At 38.7% G+C, this 16,068-nt stretch carries 11 protein-coding genes; 5 read left to right on the top strand and 6 right to left on the bottom strand.

All coding sequences use genetic code 11. The annotated features are described in order from the left end of the window. Positions 1-48: 48 nt before the first annotated feature. Positions 49-1,311 carry a saccharopine dehydrogenase family protein gene (locus VH441_RS01030; protein ID WP_434353637.1) on the bottom strand — a complete coding sequence of 421 codons (1,263 nt, stop codon included), beginning with the start codon at positions 1,309-1,311 and terminating at the stop codon, positions 49-51. A 694-nt stretch (positions 1,312-2,005) separates the two neighbouring features. Here VH441_RS01030 and VH441_RS01025 point away from each other — a divergent pair. Next, on the top strand, positions 2,006-2,665 hold the full coding sequence (locus tag VH441_RS01025; protein ID WP_434353636.1) for a hypothetical protein: 660 nt from the start codon (positions 2,006-2,008) through the stop codon (positions 2,663-2,665). Here the strand turns inward: VH441_RS01025 and VH441_RS01020 are convergent. The 3 genes from VH441_RS01020 to prfB all read right to left on the bottom strand — a co-directional run bounded on the left by VH441_RS01020 (position 2,662) and on the right by prfB (position 5,960). Further along, complete coding sequence (locus tag VH441_RS01020) at positions 2,662-3,579, bottom strand: DMT family transporter (RefSeq protein WP_434353635.1); 918 nt, start codon at positions 3,577-3,579, stop codon at positions 2,662-2,664. The two genes, VH441_RS01025 and VH441_RS01020, sit on opposite strands and share 4 nt — an antisense overlap. After that, complete coding sequence (gene nspC, locus VH441_RS01015; RefSeq protein ID WP_434353634.1) at positions 3,580-4,755, bottom strand: carboxynorspermidine decarboxylase; 1,176 nt, start codon at positions 4,753-4,755, stop codon at positions 3,580-3,582. It abuts the gene before it with no gap. Between the two features lie 109 nt (positions 4,756-4,864). Next, positions 4,865-5,960, bottom strand: a protein-coding gene (gene prfB, locus VH441_RS01010) for a peptide chain release factor 2 (RefSeq protein WP_434353633.1) whose coding sequence is annotated in 2 segments (ribosomal slippage) — positions 4,865-5,887 and positions 5,889-5,960 — 1,095 coding nt in all. Because the reading frame shifts where the segments join, the coding sequence is not laid out codon by codon here. A gap of 550 nt (positions 5,961-6,510) precedes the next feature. Here prfB and VH441_RS01005 point away from each other — a divergent pair. Beyond that, positions 6,511-8,967 carry an AAA family ATPase gene (locus VH441_RS01005; RefSeq protein ID WP_434353632.1) on the top strand — a complete coding sequence of 819 codons (2,457 nt, stop codon included), beginning with the start codon at positions 6,511-6,513 and terminating at the stop codon, positions 8,965-8,967. A 101-nt stretch (positions 8,968-9,068) separates the two neighbouring features. On the opposite strand, the gene VH441_RS01000 is transcribed toward VH441_RS01005, so the two are convergent. Together VH441_RS01000 and VH441_RS00995 are read right to left on the bottom strand one after the other, a co-directional pair. After that, positions 9,069-9,752, bottom strand: coding sequence for an HAD family hydrolase (locus VH441_RS01000; RefSeq protein WP_434353631.1), 684 nt, complete (start codon positions 9,750-9,752; stop codon positions 9,069-9,071). 87 nt (positions 9,753-9,839) lie between these two features. Beyond that, positions 9,840-10,376 carry a gamma carbonic anhydrase family protein gene (locus VH441_RS00995; RefSeq protein WP_434354331.1) on the bottom strand — a complete coding sequence of 179 codons (537 nt, stop codon included), beginning with the start codon at positions 10,374-10,376 and terminating at the stop codon, positions 9,840-9,842. 311 nt (positions 10,377-10,687) lie between these two features. Here VH441_RS00995 and carA point away from each other — a divergent pair, with 311 nt between their 5' ends. Genes carA through carB form a run of 3 tightly spaced genes read left to right on the top strand, consistent with a single transcriptional unit; the run spans position 10,688 to position 16,067 of the window. After that, positions 10,688-11,872, top strand: coding sequence for a glutamine-hydrolyzing carbamoyl-phosphate synthase small subunit (gene carA / locus VH441_RS00990; RefSeq protein ID WP_434353630.1), 1,185 nt, complete (start codon positions 10,688-10,690; stop codon positions 11,870-11,872). A 5-nt stretch (positions 11,873-11,877) separates the two neighbouring features. Beyond that, positions 11,878-12,759: a hypothetical protein gene (locus VH441_RS00985; RefSeq protein ID WP_434353629.1), complete on the top strand. Its 882-nt coding sequence runs from the start codon at positions 11,878-11,880 to the stop codon at positions 12,757-12,759. Positions 12,760-12,815: 56 nt separating this feature from the next. Beyond that, positions 12,816-16,067 (top strand): carbamoyl-phosphate synthase large subunit, encoded by a 3,252-nt coding sequence (gene carB / locus VH441_RS00980; protein ID WP_434353628.1) that lies wholly within the window; start codon positions 12,816-12,818, stop codon positions 16,065-16,067. Position 16,068 lies beyond the last annotated feature (1 nt).

Raw genomic sequence — 16,068 nt, 5'->3', positions numbered from 1 at the left:
TAGGCGAATCAAACTTATGCAAATCCACCCGTACTAAATCCAGATTAATTACAGCTCAAACTCAAGTGCTCTGTCGCCATTGGCATCTTTAATGCGGGTTGGCAAGCCAATTTTGTTAAGCAAGTTGATAAATGGGCGTGAGTCTAACTCCTCCACGTTTGCCATATGCCCTGCATCCCACTCGCCCGTTGCAATTAGCATGGCAGTGGCAACAGGTGGCACACCAGCAGTGTAAGATATACCCTGCGAGCCAACCTCGTTATATGCTTCTTTATGGTCAGACACGTTGTATATAAATACTTCACTGTCTTCTCCATTTATTTTGCCTTTAACTTTGTCACCAATGCAAGTTTTGCCTGTGTAGTTTGGCGCAAGCGAGCTTGGGTCTGGCAATACCGCTTTAACCACTTTAAGTGGCACAACCTCTTGCCCTTCTGCCGTGGTTACAGGTTGTTCAGATAATAAACCAAGCGTATTTAGTACAGTAAATACGTTCATGTAGTGGTCGCCAAAACCCATCCAAAAACGGATGTTTGGCACGTCTAGGTTGGCAGATAACGAGTGAATCTCATCATGTCCACTTAGGTAGCTGTTTTGCACACCAACCACTGGCAAATCATCGGTACGTTTTACTTCAAACATTTTGTTTGAGTTCCATTGGCTGTTTTGCCAAGAGTAAACCGTGCCTGTAAATTCACGGAAGTTAATTTCTGGGTCAAAGTTGGTGGCAAAATATTTGCCGTGGTTACCTGCGTTAATGTCGATAATGTCAATATCCGTTACCGAGCCTTCGTCCATCATGTCATAACCTATGCGTGCATAAGCGTTTACCACACCTGGATCAAACCCTGCACCTAAAATGGCGGTAATATTGTTATCAGCGCAGCGCTGTTTACGCTTCCACTCATAGTTGCCGTACCAAGGCGGGGTTTCACAAATTTTGTTTGGTTCTTCGTGTATGGCGGTATCAATGTATGCCGCGCCAGTTTGGATACAGGCTTCTAACACGCTCATGTTTACAAATGCTGTGCCTACGTTTATCACGATTTGCACGTCTGTTTGCTCTATTAACGCTTTTAATGCGTCTACGTCTAGCGCATCTACTTCATGCGTGTGCAAGGTTGCTGGCTGTTTAAAGCTGTTTTTTTCGCTTACGCTTTGGGCAATGGCATCGCACTTGGCTTTTGTGCGTGATGCAATGTGCACCTCGCCCAGTACGTCATTGTTCATGGCGCATTTGTGGGCAGTAACTTGGGCTACGCCCCCGGCACCAATGATTAATACGTTTTTTTTAGGTTTTGTGGCAGTCATGGAACTAATCCTCCTTTGTGTACCGTGTGATGTGTATTGGCTTAATAGCGACGGTACAGGTTGTTATTTATGCATCTATTAAAAAGGAAGACCGAGGAAAACAGATGCACCCGATTTTGATTGCATATTTTAGCATATTTTGTTTTAAATGCTTTAGTAAGTTAAGTGGTTTTGATGAGGTAGTTTTGATAAAAAAGTGGGTGCGTTGAATGTGGTTTGGTGGTATGTTTATATACAATTATAGTTGTAATACCCAACTGATACGATAGTTAAATTAAAACGCCAAAAAATGATTAATATATTTAAAGAATTAAGTAACTACAACCATTATTTCGAAAACCAACTTAGCTTATCTGCAACTGTACTTGGTCTAATTGTAGCTACAAGCACTTTTATCTTACAAAGCGGATTTAGCTCATTCGATTATAGTCGAAGCATGTTTCTAAAGTATTATGTAAGGCAAAGCAGATTTATTTTTCTAACCCTAGCATACAATATTCTTTTTTCTCTGATTATTTTATATACAAACATCACTTCTCATATATTATTTTTCATTCACATTATCTTCGGTTTAGTATTTACCAAACAATTCTTAGACTTTCATTCACATAAAGGCTATATAGTAACCATTAATTCGAGAAAATTTAATCCATATAAAAACCGTTTCTTCAAATATTTCAGGTACATATCAAACTTGGGTCTAATCTCTAACATCCTAATTATTACTACTATTTATTTACTATTCATATATCCTTTACATTTTAATAATTTTTTCCAACTAAATGAATATCAAGTTTATATCTCTACAATTACATGTTTTACTTTTAGTATATTAATACTAATTAAAACAATACCTCAATACTTTAGTTTTACAGAACTAGAATATAAATCAAGAATAGAGTCGGAAGTTACAATAACAGATAACAAGGCAGTTGATTACAATAAAGAAAATCAAATACTGAAAGAAACTTTAATTAAAAATGGAAGAACGGAACTAAGAGAAACTCGTGAAATTGAAAGTTTTAAATCAATTTATATAAATATGCCCGATAATAAAACAGAAGCTTTTTTTGTTATACATATCCATTTTGAAAATAAAGACATATACAATATCGTAGAATCTATTGAGAAATATAGTTATGACTTTTTTATAGAGGTTTGTGATATTAATGTTGATGTGAACAGTTTTGTATTGTCATATTTTATTACTATAGATAATAGTAATAAGAAAAATTATTTTATTAGAGCAAAAACAACTGAAATAGATAATCTAAAATCAAGACACTCTAACCCTAAGGATTTTATTAAGAATATAGATAATAAAGTAATCGATGAACTCTTTAGAAATGTTTAACCCCTGCCCCTTGCCACCATTGCACCTAATAAAATGAGTGGCATGGCTAGCCAGAACATGGTGTCTGGCAATTCATCAAACGCCACAAACCCAATGATGACCGAAAACACAATCGCCAAATAATCAAACGGTGCAAGTGCCGATGCCTGCGCATACTTAAACGCAAGTGTCATCGATATTTGCGCAAGCCCACCAATCAAACCAATGCCAATTAAGCATGCCAATTGCCATGGCTCTGGCATCAAGATGCCATTACTGTTAATGCTGGCTAGCATAACCACTGCCCCCATAACCGTACTGGTAATCGCAAAATAAAAAGTAATTGCTCCGGGGTTTTCTCCCATTTGGGTAAGCTGGCGTACCTGTAGCATTGCTGCTGCAATTAGCAAAGCCGTTAACACACCCAAGCCAATACCATACATACTTTGCGAGCCATAAGCCGCTAAACTAAACTTGGGGATAGTAATTAACAGCAAACCTGCAATACCAAAACCAACACCAAGCCAACGCCTAATGCTTACCTGCTCCTTTAAAAACAGCATGGCAAGCACCACCAAAAAAATCGGGTTTAAGTAATTTAAAGCCGTTGCCTCAGCAAGGGGTAATAGCTCTAACACCTTAAAGGCACTAAACATGGCACAAGTACCAATAACACAGCGGGTAACATGCCCCCACGGGTTTTTAGTTTTAAGCCCACTGGGAAAGTCACTCACCCACATTAAAAATATCATTAAAGGAATGAGCGCAACGGCAGAGCGGAAAAACACCACCTGCCCAAGTGGGATACTGCCATCTAAATGTTTAATTAACCCACCCATAATGGCAAAAGCAAGCACTGATAGTATCTTTAAAAAAATACCAAAGGATTCTGATCTTTGCTGCGTGTTTTGGTCTTTATGTTGGGTGGTAACCATTTAAGATAGGCTCGCTTTATAGTCGGCATAGCCAAAGGTTTGTTGTAAATCAATACTGCCATCCAAGCGTTTTATCACAATGCTTGGCATATCAACCCCGTTAAACCAGTTCTTTTTTACCATGGTGTAGCCAGCCGCATTACCAAAAGCAAGTTTATCGCCAATTTTTACAGATTCATTAAGTGCATACTCACCAAAAATATCCCCTGCTAGGCAAGACTTACCATAAACAATGGTGCTGGTGTCTGTCTCACTTTGGGTATGTTTACAAGGCGTGTTATTTATGGCAACCAGTGGTGCGGTCTCTCGGTAAATAAGCAAATCAAGCATGTGTGCTTCAATAGAGGCATCTACCACGGCAAGTGGCTTACCGTTGTGCAAAGTATCTAAAACCGTTGTTACCAAGCTTGCCCCTTGGTGTATGCTTGCCTCCCCTGGTTCTAGGTACACTTGCACGCCATACTTTTGGCTAAAGTCTTTTAAGCGTTTGGCAAGCTTATCTACAGGGTAGTTTGGTGCAATAAAATGGATGCCGCCACCAAGGCTCACCCACTCTAGCTGATAAAAAATGTCGCCAAATTTTTGCTCTATGTCAGCAAGGCTGGCACTAAATGCTTCAAAACTGTTATTTTCGCAGTTATTGTGTAGCATCACCCCTGTTATATATTGCAATACAGGGGTTATCTTGTCTAAATCATGTTCGCCAAGCCTACTGTATGGGCGTGCAGGGTCAGCAATGATAAACTCAGAGTTACTGGTTTTTGGGTTTAAACGTAGCCCTACTGGTATATTTTTAGCTATGGCTTTATCTTTAAATGCCGCTAGCTGATTTAGCGAGTTAAAAATAATTTTATCAGCATAAGTTAGTACTTCATCAATCTCATTTGGGCTGTAAGCCACGCTGTAAGCATGAGTCTCTTTGCCTTCACTGTTGCCAAACTCCTCTTTACCTAAACGTACCTCGTTTAGTGACGATGAAGTTGTACCATGTAAATATGGCTTCATGGCATCAAAAACGCCCCACGTAGCAAAACATTTAAGCGCAAGCAAGGCTTTAGCACCAGAGTCATCACACAATTGTTTAATGATTTTAAGATTGCTTACGATGGCAGCTTCATCTAGCAAATAATATGGCGTAGGAATGGTTTTTAAATCGGTATTTTTATGTATGACCATTGTTAATCCTTAAATATATAACACAAGCGCGGTGCTTATGCCCAAAGTAAAAACCCGATAACAACCTATTGGTTAATTATCGGGCAGTTAGCTTAAAATAAGTGTAAATTTACAGCCCTGCTTTTAAACTTGCTTCAATAAATTTATCGAGGTCGCCATCTAGCACTGCCCCAGTATTAGAGCTTTCCACCCCTGTACGCAAATCTTTAATGCGTGAGTCATCTAAAACATAAGAGCGGATTTGGCTGCCCCAACCAATGTCAGACTTGCTGTCTTCTAATGCTTGCTGTTTTTCCATGCGTTTTTGCATTTCTAGCTCGTATAGCTTAGCACGTAGCATTTTCATGGCAGTGTCTTTGTTGGCATGTTGGCTACGCTCGTTTTGGCAAGCCGCAACCGTACCTGTAGGCACGTGGGTAATACGCACGGCAGAGTCTGTGGTGTTTACGTGCTGACCACCTGCCCCACTAGAGCGATAAGTATCTACTCGTAAATCCGCAGGGTTTAAGTCAATATCAATGTTGTCATCAATCTCTGGCGAGATAAACACAGACGCAAACGAGGTATGACGACCATTGTTACTGTCAAATGGTGATTTACGCACCAAACGGTGTACACCAATCTCGGTACGTAGCCAGCCAAAAGCATAGTCGCCTTTCACCTCTACGGTGGCAGATTTAATACCCGCCACACCCCCAGCAGAAAGCTCAATAACTTGCGCTTTAAAACCGTGGGACTCGCACCAACGCAAATACATACGCAATAACATTTCTGCCCAGTCTTGCGCTTCTGTACCGCCAGAACCCGACTGAATATCTAAATAACAGTTATTGGCATCCATCTCGCCACTAAACATACGTTTAAATTCAAGGTCGGCAACTTGGGTTTCTGCTTTATCAAGCTCACTTTGCACATCGGCTAGCAAATCTTCATCCTCTGCTTCTACTGCCAAATCAAGCATGGCAGCGGCATCTTCTAGCGTGTCATCCAGTGAGGTAATCACGTTAATAACGCCATCTAGCAGGCTTTTTTCTTTATTAATAGCGGTGGCTTTATCTGGGTCGTTCCAAATTTCTGGATTCTCTAGCTCTAAGTTTACCTCTTCTAGGCGTTCTTTTTTGCCTTCAAAGTCAAAGATACCCCCGTAGCTCTTGACCACGTTTGGCTAAGTCTTTAATGTGTTCTTGATAGCTATTGATTTCCATGATGCATCCAAATACTAATAAGCTGATAAATAAGCGAAATATTAAAATAATAAAAAGAAGCGTATTTTAGCAGATTTGTGATTTGATTGCTGTGGATTGTGTGTTGAAATATATAGTCAAAATAAGAAGACGATTAGCCTCGGCATCTCGCCCTTTTTTAAATTGGCAAATATGCGGGTTTAACGCCTGTGTATTTTTTAAAACTCAGTCGCCTCTCGTCCCTCGAGGTTGTAGGCAACCATATTTAGAGTTATTCATTTAAGTAACTGCTTGCACATAAATTAAATAAACATTAGTATTTTAATAAACAGTTACAATAACTTATAGCCCTGATAAACGTAATAAGGTATAAACAATAAATATAAAATAAGACATAAAAGTGGAAGGACTAAGTAATATGAATGAAGGCGTTGCACGACAAAGAGAAACACTTGAAACGGAAGTGAAGAAATTTGCTGATACGCTTCCTTATTGGACAAAATATCTTGCAGCAAAGGTTTTGTCTTGACATGATATTTCAGATAACGATATTGATACTTCATATTCATTTTTGCTTGAGAAACTGGAATTAAAAGAAGCAACAGAAAAACCAGAAATAACAATCAACTACAATTCAGAAAATGCAGATAATTACAAACCTGATTTACTTCTTTCAAAACTTGAAAATGTGGAAGGTGTAAACGCCTTAATAAAAAATCAAACCATTGATTTTAATCCAAACCTTACTATTATATACGGTGCAAACGGCTCGGGAAAATCAGGATATATCAGGTTGTTAAAAAAAACCTTCTACTCCAAAGCACCAGAAGATATTTTACAGAATATACATCTTGAAAACGGACACAAACCCGTAAACGCAAAATTCACTTTCAAATCCAATAATGCAGACATTCCGTTATCCTACTCACAAAAAGATAATGCAGAGTTTGGTCAGTTTGCAGTTTTTGATGGAAAAGGGCTATTCAAGCAACTTGCCGAGAGAAATGAATTTGAGTTCCGTCCAGCAGGACTAAGTTTCTTTGCCGAATATACAAATGCCATCATTCGAGTTGAAAAAAAACTAAATATCGACATTGCAACTAAAAAATCAGTAAACACAGCAGACGACCTTTCTTCTTTATTTGATGGCGAATCAGAAATTAAAAATATTGTTCAGAACCTAAATTCTCAAACAAACATTGAAGACCTGAAAAAACACACTCCTTATTCTGATGAAGATGAAGTTGAAAAAGAAAAAATTCAGAAACAATATGATGAGCTTCTTTTAGCTTCAAAAGGAAAAGAGAAAGATTTGAAGAACCTTGAAGCAATCAAAAGGCAATTAGGCAAAAACAAAAGTTCAATAGAAAATTTAAATAAATATTTTGAAAGAAACTATCTGACAACAATCAAAGATGCAATTACGGACTGCATTGCAAAAGCTGCAACAGCCAAATTTGAAGGAGTTGAAAACTTTAAAACAGATCAAATTGAAGGAATAGGAACAGAAGAATGGAAAGATTTTATCCTAGCAGCCAAAGCGTTTGCCAAAAAACAGAAGTCTGCAAATGAAGCCTATCCCGAAAATGGAGATAACTGCATATTATGTCAGCAACCACTTTCAGAAGATGCCGAAAAATTGATTACCAATTATTGGCAGTTTATTAAGAGTGTAGCCGAAGAAAATGCAAAGAAAGCAAAAGAAGCACTCGAAAAGGTAAAGCAATTGTTTGAACAACTAAACTTTGACCTGTTTCCTCAAGACAACACACTTACTGTTTGGCTGACCGAAAAATACCCTAATGAGTTAGAAGAATTAAAGAAAAAACTGTCAGAACAGAAAGCACTTGCTCAAAACATTGTTTCCGACATTCAAAACAAAACAGAAAACGAAAGAGATGAAATAAAAGTCAGTACAATACAACACACCAATATTGAAACGGCTATTGATGAATCCATAAAGATTATTAGAGAAGATAAGCAGACAAAGCAGTTGGCTAGATTACTAAAAGAAAAAACGTTTTTAGAACACAAAAAAAAGTTCAATACCCATTTTTCAAAGTTTGAAACCTATGTTGATAATCAGGTTTGGCTTAAAAAAGCAACGGAAGCTAACTTTGCAAAACGTACAATTACAGATACTGAAAAAACTTTATCTAATAAGTATTTCAATCAAAAATACATAGATATATTTAATGATGAATGTCGGAAACTTAACGGAAACTTTGGGATTGACATCAATCATACAGGTTCGGCAGGTAAATCATATAGGCAGCTTAAGTTAAAAGGAACAAATCCAAATATCGTTTTAAGTGAGGGAGAGCAAAAGGTAATTGCGATTGCAGATTTTCTTGCAGAAATGCAGTTATCGGAAGTAAACAGAAGGATAGTTTTTGACGACCCTGTTACATCATTGGATGAGAAACGAAAGAGTGAAATTGCAGAACGACTTGTAATAGAATCGTCACAAAAACAAGTTGTAGTTTTCACACACGATTTGGTTTTCGTTTCTTCTTTATTCTCCCATTGTGAGGATTTAAAAATTTCCAAGCAATGCCATTGGATTGAAAACATAAACGGCAGTCAACCAGGTAAAATTTGGTTAAATAATACTCCTTCATTTGAAAAAGCATACAAAAATTCAGGTAAAGCTCAAGCTTACTACACTGAAGCGAAGAATTTGCCACCTAAAGTTAGAGAAGATAAAATAAAAAGTGGTTTTGCGGCACTAAGAACGAGTTACGAAGCTCTTGTTGTATTTGGTTTATTTAATGGAGTTGTCCAGAGATTTAAAGAAAGAGTAAGTGTTGATAGTTTAGGTGCTGTGATATTTAATGACGAATTAAAAGATAAGGTTCTTGACAGTTTTTATCAGTGCTGTAGATATATGGAAGGACATTCTCATAGCGATAAATACTCTGTCAAAAAACCAAGTCTGGATAATCTAAATGAAGAAATTCAGAGATTCAATGAGATTAATAAAGAAATTAAAGCAAAACGGAAAGAGATAACTAAACCCAGCCTATAACAATAGCTATACAGAATCCGAGAAAAAGTGAAGATATAAAAGTTCGATAAGGAGCTTTGAAAGCACCTTATCGAATGCTTAGCTCATAAATACACATAAAATCAAAGCGACCAATCCATCACTTGCCACCCTACTTGCTCAGCTTTTTCTTTTAAAACATCATCTGGCGTTACGCAAATTGCCACATCTGCCCACTCAAGTAGCGGTATGTCATTTTTAGAGTCAGAATACCCATAAGATTTATCAAACACCACACCTTGTTGTTTTTTAGCCTCTAACCATTTGTTTAAATGGTAAATTTTACCAGCCTGAAAATTTGGTTTATCAGTCAGCTTACCTGTATAACGGTTGTCTTTAACCTCTAACGGTGTTGCCAACACGTTTGCCCTATCAATACCAAAAGCTTTAGCGATTCCACCCACCACAAAATCATTGGTGGCAGATATAATAACCACCTCATCGCCATTATTGATATGCTTTGCAATCGCATCTACCGCTTTTGGGCGTATGTGTGGTTTTACCTCGGTTTCTATAAAATCTGCCCGTAATGCTAGTAACTCATCCATTGTTTTGGTAGTTAAAAAGGATGCAACAAACTCGTTATATTCAGTCGCATCCAGAGTGCCTGCAATGTACTGGTGGTAAAACGCTTCATTTGCTTGCCTATATTTGGCTTCATCCACCAACCCTTTTTTTACAATGTACTCGCCCCAAGTGTAGTCACTATCAATATCTAATAAGGTATGGTCTAAATCAAACAAAGCTAAGGTTTTTTGTGTGTTCATGTTGTATCCAAAAATTAATGCACGCTTTGCATTATCAATAAAAGTTAAAATACGGATGATTATTATAAGTTAAATTATCAAAAAAAATTAATAAGGGTTTTCCACCACAGTTAGCCCTTCTTTAAACTTTTTAGATTTATCAACATAAATTTGGGCAGACCGTTTTAAAATATCAAAATGTTTTTCAGTAAGCGTTTTTACTACTTTTGCAGGCGCTCCCACAATTAAAGAGTTGTCAGGAATTTGCATGCCCTCAGTAACCAAAGCTTTAGCGCCAATTATGCAGTTTTTACCAATTTTGGCATTATTCAGCACCACTGCCCCAATGCCAACTAAGCTATTATCACCAATGGTGCAGCCATGTAACATGGCAAGATGCCCAATGGTAACGTCATTGCCAATCATAACGTCAATGCCTTCATCGGTATGAATCACACAGTTTTCTTGCAAATTGGTGTTATCGCCCAAGCTAATATGAGCGTTATCACCACGGATAACCGCCCCAAACCAAACGCTGGCATTTTGCCCCAAGTATACATCGCCAATGATTACTGCAGAATCTGCCACCCAACCATTAAAAGGTGTGGCAAATTTAGGGGATTTGTCTAAATATTTATAAATCATCAATTCTTCCTTAATAAAAATAAGCTTATCCATATTACTCACAACAGTTTAACAAGTCCAACAAAAACCGAGCAGTCAATCTACAAAAATTATCATTATTTATATAGCCAACTAACACTATTTTTTGTATAATGCACAAAATCTATATCTAAGCGAGAAACCTACGATGAAACTTCCCGACTTATCAGCTTCACATTAATAGCGAGATAATCATTTTCATTTTTGGTTTTCTCGCTTTTTTATGGCTTATAGCTTTTGATTCCTAAATTTTATAAACTATATATTCAACTGACACTGTGGAGACAAAAACAATGGCAACGACCCCTGCAATTTTAGCATTAGCTGATGGCACTATTTTTAAAGGTGTGAGTATTGGCGCTAGTGGACATAACGTTGGCGAGGTTGTCTTCAACACAGCAATGACTGGCTATCAAGAAATTTTGACAGACCCAAGTTATGCCAAACAAATGGTTACCCTAACCTACCCACACATTGGTAATACAGGCACCAATGAGCAAGATGTCGAGTCTGGCAACATATACAAAAAAGATGGGCATAAAGTTTGGGCAAATGGGCTTATTATCCGTGACTTAACCATGGCAACAAGCAACTTTCGTAGCCAGCAATCATTAAGCGACTATTTAAAAGCACACAACACGGTTGCCATTGCAGATATCGATACCCGCAAGCTAACGCGTCTACTACGCTCAACAGGCTCTCAAAATGGTTGCATCATGACTGCAGATGCAGATGGTCAGCTTGATGAAGCAAAAGCCATTGCCTTAGCCAAAGCGTTTGCTGGGTTAAAAGGTATGGATCTGGCAAAAGTTTGTTGCGATAAAGATGGTTTTGAATGGACACAAGGCTCTTGGGTATTAAATAAAGACGGCAAAGGTCAGGGTTTTAAAGAGTTAGGCACAGATATTGAGCAAAAATTTAACATTGTCGCCTACGACTTTGGCGTTAAAACGAATATTTTACGTATGCTTGTAGACCGTGGTTGTCATGTAACCGTTGTGCCTGCTCAAACGCCAATTGAAGAGGTACTTAAACACAACCCAGATGGCGTATTTTTATCAAATGGTCCTGGCGACCCTGAGCCATGTACTTATGCTATTAACGCCATTAAACACCTAATTACTCAAACAGACATCCCAGTTTTTGGTATTTGTTTAGGGCATCAATTATTGGCATTAGCAAGTGGTGCAAAAACAATTAAAATGAAGTTTGGTCACCACGGTGCTAACCACCCAGTGCAAGATGTAGAAGCCGGCACGGTAATGATTACCTCACAAAACCATGGTTTTGCGGTTGATGAAGATAATTTACCAGATAATATAAAAGTCACGCACCGCTCGCTGTTTGATGGCTCTAATCAAGGTATTGAGTTAACCAATAAACCTGCTTTTAGTTTCCAAGGTCATCCAGAGGCAAGCCCAGGTCCTCATGATTGTGCCCCATTGTTTGATAAGTTTGTAGCAAATATGGCGAAGTAATAGCAATGAAACACATTTTACAACAGTCTTTAGTTATGGGGTTATGTGCCTTATTTATGGGCTGTTCTACCAATGTGACTCATGCAAAAAACAAAACAATTGAAACAGTAGCTCAAAACTTAACTTGTGACAAAGTTGATAAAAAAATTGCACGGGCTTTAAAACAAAGTTTTGAGACCTCTGGCTATAATTATGCTAACAATAGTACAACCGATTATGATAAAACAGAAACAGCCAATCAATCAGTTGCCTCTATTTTAACTAGTTATACACAGCAAGCTGATAGCATAGCATGTCAGTTTCCCCACTCTGTTAAAGAAGGGTTATTGTTTAAAACCAGTGATGATAAGCGATTTCGCGCTTATACTTGGGATGAAAACACAGGTGGCACCATGCACTTTTACTCTGCTTTAGTGCAATACATTGATGATGATGGAAACTCACATGGGCTATATGAAGCATCTTTGTTGAATGAAGATAAAGAGTCAACTAACCAAGTTGCTGGCAGACTATATGACCTAGCAACTATACATGCTGCTAAGCAGACTTATGGCAGTCCTATTTATGTATTAGCCTCTCATGCTATTGGTTCTAACATAGATAGAGCCATTACCATAAAACTGTTTCAAATAAACAATGACAGCTTAAACAATCCAAACTTAATAAAAACTCGTACAAGATATACTGATGAAATTTCATTTTCTTATGATGCGTCATCACTTTATGTCAATAAGATAAACCGTCAACTGTTTGAATTTAATTCATCAGATAATAGTTTTAGCTTTCCTGTTGTGTTAGCTTCTGATAAATTTTATTCGGGCGAAGTGACCAAAAAACGTATTGTTTATCGTTTTGATGGGCAATATTTTAAACGAGTTAAAAATTAACAACACCGATTATTAACACTAAATAAAAATCCAGAAACTCAACCAAAGGTAACACCATGCCAAAACGTACTGACATCCAAAGCATTCTTATCATAGGCGCAGGTCCAATTGTAATTGGTCAGGCTTGTGAGTTTGACTATTCAGGTGCTCAAGCCTGTAAAGCATTAAAAGAAGAAGGCTACCGAGTTATTCTAGTTAACTCAAATCCAGCCACCATCATGACAGACCCCGTAATGGCAGATGCGACCTACATCGAGCCAATCACATGGCAAACCGTTGAGCAAATCATCGCAAAAGAAAAACCGGACGCTATTTTGCCAACCATGGGCGGGCAAACGGCATTAAACTGTGCCTTAGATTTAGACAAACACGGCGTATTAGAAAAATACGGATGCGAACTCATTGGTGCTACCAAAAATGCGATTGAAAAAGCCGAAGACCGTGACCTATTTGACCAAGCCATGAAAAAAATCGGCTTAGAATGCCCACGTGCAGACATTGCCGAAACCATGGACGAAGCTTTTGCCATTCAAGAAAAAGTTGGCTTCCCTTGCATTATCCGTCCATCATTCACCATGGGTGGTTCTGGCGGTGGTATCGCTTACAATAAAGATGAATTTGTCGAGATTTGTACTCGTGGCTTTGATATGTCGCCAACTCACCAGCTATTAATTGATGAATCACTAATTGGTTGGAAAGAATATGAGATGGAAGTGGTACGTGATAAAAATGACAACTGTATCATCATTTGTTCTATCGAAAACTTTGACCCAATGGGTGTACACACTGGCGACTCAATCACAGTTGCCCCTGCTCAAACCTTGACTGATAAAGAATATCAAATCATGCGTAATGCCTCACTAGCCGTATTGCGTGAAATTGGTGTCGAAACCGGTGGTTCTAACGTACAGTTTGGTATCAACCCTGTCGATGGTCGTATGGTTGTTATTGAGATGAACCCTCGTGTTTCTCGCTCATCGGCATTAGCAAGTAAAGCAACTGGCTTCCCAATTGCCAAAATTGCAGCAAAACTTGCGGTTGGTTACACGCTAGATGAACTACAAAATGACATCACAGGCGGCAAAACGCCAGCAAGCTTTGAGCCATCTATCGACTATGTCGTAACTAAAATCCCTCGTTTTAACTTTGAGAAGTTCCCTCAAGCAGACAATACTTTATCAACCCAAATGAAATCGGTTGGCGAGGTAATGGCAATTGGTCGCAACTTCCAAGAGTCTATGCAAAAAGCCCTACGTGGCATGGAAACAGGCGCAACTGGGTTTGATGAACAAATTGATTTAGCCGCTATTGAGCCAAGCAAAGCCTTGGCAGAAATTAAAAACAAATTGACCGTACCAACACCAGACCGTATTTATTACATTGCCGATGCCTTCCGTGCTGGTATGAGTATTGATGATGTGTTTGCAATCAACAAAATTGACCCATGGTTTTTGGTACAAATTCAAGACATCGTTAACACAGAAGCACAAGTAAAACAGCTTGGTTTTGATAACCTAACAGCAGATACTTTACGTGCCTTTAAACGCAAAGGTTTATCTGACCTTCGTTTATCAACCTTACTTAACGTATCGCAAAACGACCTACGTAACAAACGTTGGGATTTAGGTGTCTATCCGGTTTACAAACGTGTTGATACTTGTGCAGCTGAGTTTGAAACCTCAACTGCCTACATGTACTCAAGCTATGATGAAGAGTGTGAAGCAAACCCAAGCGATAAGAAAAAAATCATGGTTATCGGTGGTGGTCCTAACCGCATCGGTCAAGGTATTGAGTTTGATTACTGCTGTGTGCATGCTGCACTTGCCATGCGTGCTGACGGCTATGAAACCATTATGGTTAACTGTAACCCAGAAACGGTTTCTACCGACTATGACACATCAGACCGCTTATACTTTGAGCCAATTACCCTAGAAGATGTGCTAGAAATTGTACGTATCGAAAGCCCAGATGGCGTGATTGTACAATACGGTGGGCAAACGCCGCTAAAACTGGCGCGTGCATTAGAAGCAGAAGGCGTTAAGATTATTGGCACAAGCCCAGATGCCATTGACCGTGCCGAAGACCGTGAGCGTTTCCAAAAAATGATTCACGACCTAAACTTAATACAACCACCAAATGCATTGGCAACCAGCTTAGAAGAAGGATTGGTTCAAGCAAAAGAAGTTGGCTACCCATTAGTAGTACGCCCATCTTATGTACTAGGCGGTCGTGCAATGGAAATTGTATATAACGAAGAAGAACTCAAGCATTATCTAAAAACTGCTGTACAAGCCTCTAACGAAGCCCCTGTACTGTTAGACCGCTTTTTGGATGACGCAATTGAGGTAGATGTGGATTGTATCAGCGACGGCAATGAGGTTGTTATTGGCGGTATCATGCAGCATATCGAACAAGCAGGCGTTCACTCAGGCGATTCATCTTGCTCTATCCCGCCTTATTCGTTGTCTGATGAGGTTTGCGATGTCATGCGTGAGCAAACCATAGCTATGGCAAAAGAGCTTGGTGTGGTTGGTTTAATGAACGTACAGTACGCAGTTAAAGATGGTACGGTATATATTTTAGAAGTAAATCCTCGTGCCTCTCGTACTGTGCCTTATGTCTCAAAAGTGATTGGTACATCATTAGCTCAGGTTGCTGCACGTTGTATGGCAGGTCAGAGTTTAGAGAGCCAAAAATTCACCAAAGAAATCAAGCCATCATTTTTTGCTGTAAAAGAGGCTGTGTTCCCGTTTGCTAAATTCCCTGGGGTTGATCCAATCCTTAGCCCAGAAATGAAGTCAACTGGCGAAGTTATGGGCGTTGGGGAAACCTTTGGCGAAGCTTATTACAAAGCAGTAACCGGTGGTAACCAAACAATACCAAGCTTATCAACAGATAACGAAGATAAAAAGGCCTTCTTATCTGTGCGTAATAGTGATAAAGCTGCCCTAACCAATGTTGCCAAGCAACTGGCAGGATTTGGTTTTAAACTAATTGCAACTGCTGGCACACAAAAGCACCTTGCCGAGCAAGGCATTGCGTGTGAACGTATTAATAAAGTAAACGAAGGGCGACCACATATTGTTGATGCCTTGAAAAATGATGAAATAACACTTATCATTAATACAACCGAAGGTAAGCAAGCTCAAGAAGACTCTTTCTCTATCCGCCGTACTGCGTTGCAGAACAAAGTCTTTTATGTAACCACACTTAATGGAGCAGATGCCGTTTGTAAGGCGTTTGCAGTACAACTGCCATTTGGTGTCTATAAATTACAAGACTTGCATGCCAAACGAGATATGATTTAAT

This window comes from Psychrobacter sp. HD31, from assembly GCF_051097895.1.
In the GTDB taxonomy this organism is placed as follows: domain Bacteria; phylum Pseudomonadota; class Gammaproteobacteria; order Pseudomonadales; family Moraxellaceae; genus Psychrobacter.
Note: the sequence above shows the minus strand (reverse complement) of the source record. Positions and strands in the feature narration are given on the sequence as shown.

Bases quoted from the DNA above. Each gene is read 5' to 3' on its own strand.
- VH441_RS01000 (WP_434353631.1), bottom strand. From the start codon at position 9,752: ATGAACACACAAAAAACCTTAGCTTTGTTTGATTTAGACCATACCTTA.
- carB (WP_434353628.1), top strand. From the start codon at position 12,816: ATGCCAAAACGTACTGACATCCAAAGCATTCTTATCATAGGCGCAGGT.
- VH441_RS00985 (WP_434353629.1), top strand. From the start codon at position 11,878: ATGAAACACATTTTACAACAGTCTTTAGTTATGGGGTTATGTGCCTTA.
- VH441_RS01030 (WP_434353637.1), bottom strand. From the start codon at position 1,311: ATGACTGCCACAAAACCTAAAAAAAACGTATTAATCATTGGTGCCGGG.
- VH441_RS01020 (WP_434353635.1), bottom strand. From the start codon at position 3,579: ATGGTTACCACCCAACATAAAGACCAAAACACGCAGCAAAGATCAGAA.
- carA (WP_434353630.1), top strand. From the start codon at position 10,688: ATGGCAACGACCCCTGCAATTTTAGCATTAGCTGATGGCACTATTTTT.
- nspC (WP_434353634.1), bottom strand. From the start codon at position 4,755: ATGGTCATACATAAAAATACCGATTTAAAAACCATTCCTACGCCATAT.
- VH441_RS00995 (WP_434354331.1), bottom strand. From the start codon at position 10,376: ATGATTTATAAATATTTAGACAAATCCCCTAAATTTGCCACACCTTTT.